Annotated in this window: 5 protein-coding genes; all 5 read left to right on the forward strand. The window is 69.4% G+C overall.

Annotation, left to right across the window (positions count from 1 at the left end):
- A partial coding sequence (locus FNH05_RS29460) for an SDR family NAD(P)-dependent oxidoreductase (RefSeq protein WP_144592118.1) occupies window positions 1–483 on the forward strand: 483 nt, incomplete at its 5' end.
- A 112-nt stretch (window positions 484–595) separates the two neighbouring features.
- Window positions 596–2,212, forward strand: coding sequence for a 2,3-epoxybenzoyl-CoA dihydrolase (gene boxC / locus FNH05_RS29465; protein ID WP_144592119.1), 1,617 nt, complete (start codon window positions 596–598; stop codon window positions 2,210–2,212).
- A gap of 2 nt (window positions 2,213–2,214) precedes the next feature.
- Window positions 2,215–3,633: a benzoyl-CoA 2,3-epoxidase subunit BoxB gene (gene boxB, locus FNH05_RS29470; protein ID WP_144592120.1), complete on the forward strand. Its 1,419-nt coding sequence runs from the start codon at window positions 2,215–2,217 to the stop codon at window positions 3,631–3,633.
- Between the two features lie 41 nt (window positions 3,634–3,674).
- The gene (locus FNH05_RS29475; protein WP_144592121.1) at window positions 3,675–5,240 is read left to right on the forward strand and encodes a benzoate-CoA ligase family protein; all 1,566 of its coding nucleotides are present in this window, start codon (window positions 3,675–3,677) and stop codon (window positions 5,238–5,240) included.
- Window positions 5,237–6,094 carry an amidohydrolase family protein gene (locus tag FNH05_RS29480; protein WP_144592122.1) on the forward strand — a complete coding sequence of 286 codons (858 nt, stop codon included), beginning with the start codon at window positions 5,237–5,239 and terminating at the stop codon, window positions 6,092–6,094. Before FNH05_RS29475 ends, FNH05_RS29480 begins: the two co-directional genes overlap by 4 nt.
- Window positions 6,095–6,143 lie beyond the last annotated feature (49 nt).

Below are 6,143 nucleotides of genomic sequence, written 5' to 3' on the forward strand. Positions count from 1 at the left end.
AACCTGTTCGGCGTGCTGTCCGTGGCCAGGGCGGTGCTGCCGGTCTTTCGGCGGCAGAAGCGCGGACAGGTGATCGGGATCAGTTCGATGGGCGGGTTCTCCTCGGGGGCCGGGTTCGGCGTGTACGCGGCCAGCAAGTTCGCGCTGGAAGCGCTGCACGAGGCGATGGCCGAGGAACTGGCGCCGTTCGGTATCCGGGTCACGCTGGTCGAGCCGGGTGTCTTCGCGACCGAGTTCGCCACCCTGGGCAGCCGGCGGGTGGCGGAGCCGATCGGCGACTACGTCGCGCCCGCCTACGCCCGGGCCGCTCCTGGCGACCGGAAGCTGGGCGACCCCGCATGGGCGGCGGAGGAGATCTTCGCGCTCACTCGCCGCACGGACGCGCCCCTCCGCCTGCCCCTCGGCGAAGACGCGGTCGCCCGGATCCGGGCCAAGCTCGCGGGGGTCGCCGCGGATGTCGACGCCGCTCCCGCCGTCCCGTGACACCTTCGGCGTGAGCGCCGCGACCGTCACCGAGTGAGGGGTGATCTGGAGAGCGGGGGCCAGTTCTCTACACAACGTTGACGATCGGCACATAGCTGTAGACAATTGGCTCATGACGAAGGTGTCATTCGATCGGCATCCGAGCACCTACCGGCACTGGCACCTGCGCATCGAGCCCCCGGTCGCCTGGCTCGAGATGGACGTCGACCCCGGCGGTGGCCTCGTCGAGGGCTACGAACTCAAGCTCAACTCCTACGACCTCGGCGTCGACATCGAACTTTACGACGCCGTGCAGCGGCTGCGCTTCGAACATCCCGAGGTGGGCGCGGTGATCATCACCAGCGCCAGGGAAAAGGTGTTCTGCGCGGGCGCGAACATCCGGATGCTGGCCGACTCCCCGCACGAGTGGAAGGTGAACTTCTGCAAGTTCACCAACGAAACCCGCAACGGCATCGAGGACGCCACCGAGAACTCCGGGCAGGTCTACCTCGCGGCGGTGAACGGGAGCTGCGCGGGCGGCGGCTACGAGATCGCCCTGGCCTGCGAGGAGATCCTGCTCGTCGACGACAACTCCTCCACCGTCTCGCTGCCGGAGGTGCCGCTGCTGGGGGTCCTTCCCGGCACCGGGGGCCTGACCCGCGTGGTGGACAAGCGGCGGGTCCGCAAGGACCGCGCCGACGTCTTCGCCACTCGCCCGGACGGGGTGAGGGGCCGGACCGCGGTGGACTGGAAGCTCGTCGACCGGCTGGTGCCGCGTCAGGAGTTCCGGGAAGCCGTCGCGGCGCGGGCACGGGAACTGGCCGCGCGGACCACCCGCCCCGCCGACGCGAAGGGCGTGGAGCTTGAGCCCCTCGAACGCAGCGAGAGCGACGACGGGATCGCGTACCCGAACGTCACCGCGGAGTTCGATCGCGGGCTCGGCGTCGTCACGATCACCGTGCGCGGGCCGGGCGGTGAGGACTGGCTGTTCGCGCTGACCCGTGAACTCGACGACCTCATCCTGCGGTTGCGCACCAACGAACCCGAGCTGGGCACCTGGGTCTTCCGCACGGAAGGCGACGCCGAGGCCGTGCTCGCCCACGAGCGTGCGCTCCTGGCGAGGGAAGACTGGCTGGGCAACGAAATCGTCCACTACTACAAGCGCACGCTCAAGCGCCTTGACGTCACCAGCCGGAGCCTGATCGCGTTGATCGAGCCGGGCAGCTGCTTCGCCGGTGTGCTGCTGGAGCTGGCGCTGGCGTGCGACCGGCAGTACATTTTGGACGGACCGCCGATCGAAGACGAGGACAGCGAGGAGCGCGCGGCGATCGTGCTGTCGGAAGCCAACTTCGGGATTTTCCCGATGGGCAACGGTCTTTCCCGGCTCGAATCCCGGTTCTACCGGGAAAACGAGCACCTCGACTGGCTCAAGCGCGAGCGTGACCGTCCGCTGAGCCCGGCCGAGGCGGTCGAACTCGGGTTGGTCACCGACGCGCCGGACGACATCGACTGGTCCGACGAAATCCGGATCGTGCTGGAGGGCCGGGCCGCGCTCAGCCCCGACGCGCTGACCGGGATGGAGGCCAACCACCGGTTCGTCGGTCCCGAAACCATCGAGACGAAGATCTTCGGGCGGCTGACCGCCTGGCAGAACTGGATCTTCACCAGACCCAACGCCTCCGGTCCGGAGGGCGCCCTGCGCCGCTACGGTACCGGGCAGAAGGCGACCTTCGACCGCAAGCGGGTGTGACTGTGCCGGAGAAGATCGATTACGACAGCAAGATCCCGAACAACGTCATGCTGGCCGAGGACCGGCGGCTGCAGCGGGCTCTGGAGGGCTGGCAGCCAAAGTTCCTCAACTGGTGGGCCGAAATGGGGCCCACCCTGGAAACGCAGGGCGTGTACCTGCGCACCGCGATCAGCGTCGGTCGAGACGGCTGGGCGCATTTCGACCACGTGCACGTGCCGGACTACCGGTGGGGCATCTTCCTGGCCGAACGGGATCCGGACCGCCGGATCGCCTTCGGCGAGCACAAGGGCGAACCGGCCTGGCAGCAGGTGCCGGGCGAGTACCGGGCCGATCTGCAACGGCTGATCGTCATCCAGGGCGACACCGAGCCCGCCTCCGTGGAGCAGCAGAAACTGCTGGGCCTGACCGCGCCCAGCCTGTACGACCTGCGCAACCTGTTCCAGGTCAACGTGGAAGAGGGCAGGCACCTGTGGGCGATGGTGTACCTGCTGCACGCCTACTTCGGCAGGGAGGGCCGCGAAGAGGCCGAAGCGCTGCTGCACCGCAACTCCGGAAGCCCGGACTCGCCGCGCATCCTCGGCGCGTTCAACGAGGAGACGGCGGACTGGCTCGCCTTCTACATGTTCACCTACTTCACCGACCGGGACGGCAAGTACCAGCTCGGCACGCTCAAGGAATCCGGGTTCGACCCGCTGTCGCGCACCTGCGAGTTCATGCTCAAGGAAGAGGCGCACCACATGTTCGTCGGCACCACCGGGGTGGACCGGGTGGTGCAGCGCAGCGCCGAGCTGATCCGCGAGCACGACACCACCGACATCGGGCGCTACGGCGGGATCCCGCTCGATCTCGTCCAGCGCTACCTCAACTTCCACTACAGCGTTTCGCTGGACCTGTTCGGCAGCGAGACCTCGACCAACGCGGCGAACTACTACGCGGCCGGGCTCAAGGGCCGCTGGCTCGAATCGCGCCGCAAGGACGATCACAAGCTCACCGAGGACAGCGCCGAACTGCGGCGCCCGCGCGAGGACGGCACGTGGGAGACCGAGGAGCTGCAGAAGATCCTGCTGCTCAACCTCGACCTGCGCACCGAGTACATCGCCGACTGCGAGACCGGGGTCAAGCGGTGGAACCGGATCCTCGAAGACGCGGAAATCCCGTTCCGGTTCCGGCTGCCGCATCCCGGTTTCAACCGCAGGGTCGGCACCAACTCCGGGCACCACATCACGCCGGACGGGACGATCGTGGACGAGGCCGCCTGGGAGGCGAACCGCCGGCAGTGGCTGCCCACCAGTGAGGACCACGCGTTCGTCCGTTCGCTGATGCGCCCGGTGTACGAGCGGGGCAAGATCGCCGGCTGGGTCGCGCCCCCGCGTCAGGGAATCAATGGCAAACCCTTCGATTACGAGTACGTTTACCTCTGACTGACGTGGACCGGGCGGTGGCCGGAAGGCGAGCGAGCGTGATGACGGGATTCAACGCGGCGGACTACCTTGTCGACCGGCATGTCCGGGAGGGCGACGGGGCGAAGACGGCGGTGGTGACGCCGGAGGTCTCCCTCAGCTACGCCGAACTCGCCGACCGGGTGCACCGCGTCGCGGGCGGGCTGGCCGCGATCGGGGTGCGGCCGGAGGAGCGGGTGATGCTGTGCATGGTCGACGGCGTCGAACTGCTCACCGGCGTCCTCGGCGCGATGTACGCCGGGGCCGTTCCGGTGCCGGTGTCCACCATGGCGACCGGCCCGGAACTGGGCAGGGTGCTGGCGGATTCGCGGGCGCGCGTGCTGTGCGTGTCGGACGAGTTCACCCCGGCGGCCAAGGCGGCGATCGCACTGGCCCCGGAGACCGCCCACGTCGTGCTGGACCGGGCGGACCCGATCGCCTTCTCCGGCGGGGTGACCACGCACGACTGGAGCGAACTGTCCGGTGCGGATCCGCTGCCGCGGTACGAAACCTGGGAGGACTCGCCCGCGCTGTGGCTGTACACCTCCGGCACTACGGGTGAACCGAAGGGCGCGATGCACCGGCATGCGAGCATCCGCGCGGTCTGCGAAACCTACGCGGGCAAGGTGCTCGGGGTAAGCCCCGCGGATCGGTGCTTCTCCGTGGCGAAACTGTTCTTCGCCTACGGCATCGGCAATTCCGCGTTCTTCCCGCTCGCCGCGGGGGCGACCACCGTGCTGGAGCCGGGGCGCCCGAGTCCGCGGCTGGTCGCCGAGCGGGTACGGGCGGAGCGGCCCACCCTGTTCTTCGGGGTGCCCACCTTCTACTCCGCGCTGCTCGCCAGCGACATTCCGGACGACACGTTTTCCTCGGTGCGCCAAGCGGTTTCGGCGGGCGAGCCGCTGCCCGCGGTGCTGTTCGAGCGGTTCCGGGCCCGGTTCGGGGTGGAGATACTGGACGGCATCGGGTCCACGGAGGCGCTGCACATCTTCCTGTCGAACCGGCCCGGCGCGGTGGTGCCCGGCAGCACCGGCACCGCGGTGCCGGGCTACGACCTGGAAATCCGGGATGCGGAAGGGAAACCGGTCGAGGCGGTCGGGCAGCCCGGCGAGCTGTTCGTGCGCGGGCCGTCCACCGCGTTCGGCTACTGGAGTCGGTACGAGACCACGAAACGGGTGTTCCAGGGCGACTGGCTGCGCACCGGGGACAGCTACGTGCGCAACGAGGACGGCACCTACACCTGTCTCGGCCGCTTCAACGACATGCTGAAGGCGGGCGGGATCTGGGTGTCCCCCGCCGAAGTGGAGCAACGGCTGCTGCTGCATCCCGACGTGGCCGAGGCGGCGGTGGTCGCCGCACCCGACGAGGACGGCATCGACAAGCCGGTGGCCTGCGTGGTGCCGGTGGCCGGGCGCGAGGTGGACGCCGAGGCACTGATCGAGTTCTGCCGCGAGGGGCTGGCCTCGTTCAAGCGCCCGCGTGCGGTGCTCGGGGTGCGGGAGCTGCCGAAGACGGCCACCGGCAAGATCCGCCGGAACGTGATCCGCGAGCAGGTCCGGGACACCTTCGCCCCGGGGGAGCCCGCGTGATCGACGGCAGGACGGTGGTCGACGCCCACGTGCACGCGCCGAGGCTGAGCACGCTCAAACCCGCCTGGCTGGAGTGGGCCGAGCGGTTCTCCGGGCCGCACGACTGGCGCAGCGCCTACGACGAGGACGGTAACCCGGTGCCGGCCGCGCTGGACGCCCTCCTGGCGGCCGAGGGCGTCGACCGCGCGCTGTTGTTCTGCGAGTACAGCCCGCGCGCCACCGGTATCCAGCCGATCGAGGACCTGCTCCCCATCGTGGCGTACAACCCGGAGCGGTTCCGCCTGGTGGCGAACGTGAACCCGCACCTGCACCACCCGCTGGCGGCGGAGGTGGAGCGGCAGCTCGACCTCGGTGCGGTGGCCTTGAAGATCCACCCGGTGCACGGTGCCTTCTCCCCGGCGGACAAGGAGCTCTACGCCGCGTACCGGGTGTGCGCCGAGCGCGGGGTGCCGGTGATCCTGCATTCGGGCACCAGCAGCTTCCCCGGGTCCCGGACCAGCTTCGGCAACCCGGAACTGCTCTCGGACGTGGTCGAGGACTTTCCCGGCGTGAACTTCGTCTTCGCGCACGGCGGGCGCGGCTGGTGGTACGACGTCGCGGCGTTTCTGGCCCTGGCCAAGGACAACGTCTGGCTGGACCTGGCCGGGCTGCCGCCGAAGAAGCTCCCGGAGTACTACGCGCGGTTCGACTTCCCGCGCCTGGCGGGGAAGTTCGTGTTCGGCACGGACTGGCCCGGCGTGCCCGGCGCGAGCCGGAACGTGCGCGCGCTGGCCGCGCTGGACCTGCCGGAGGACGTGCTCACGGACGTGCTGTCCGGCAACGCCGCCAAGCTCTTTCCCGGCCTCGGCGTCTGAGTCCCACCCTCGTGCGCTTGTGTCCCACGCTGGTGCGTTTGTGTCCCAC

Source organism: Amycolatopsis rhizosphaerae, assembly GCF_007713715.1.
GTDB classification, from domain to species: domain Bacteria; phylum Actinomycetota; class Actinomycetes; order Mycobacteriales; family Pseudonocardiaceae; genus Amycolatopsis_E; species Amycolatopsis_E rhizosphaerae.

What these genes read in the sequence shown, in the direction of transcription:
- boxC (WP_144592119.1), top strand. Translation starts at nt 596, where the DNA reads ATGACGAAGGTGTCATTCGATCGGCATCCGAGCACCTACCGGCACTGG.
- FNH05_RS29475 (WP_144592121.1), top strand. Translation starts at nt 3,675, where the DNA reads ATGACGGGATTCAACGCGGCGGACTACCTTGTCGACCGGCATGTCCGG.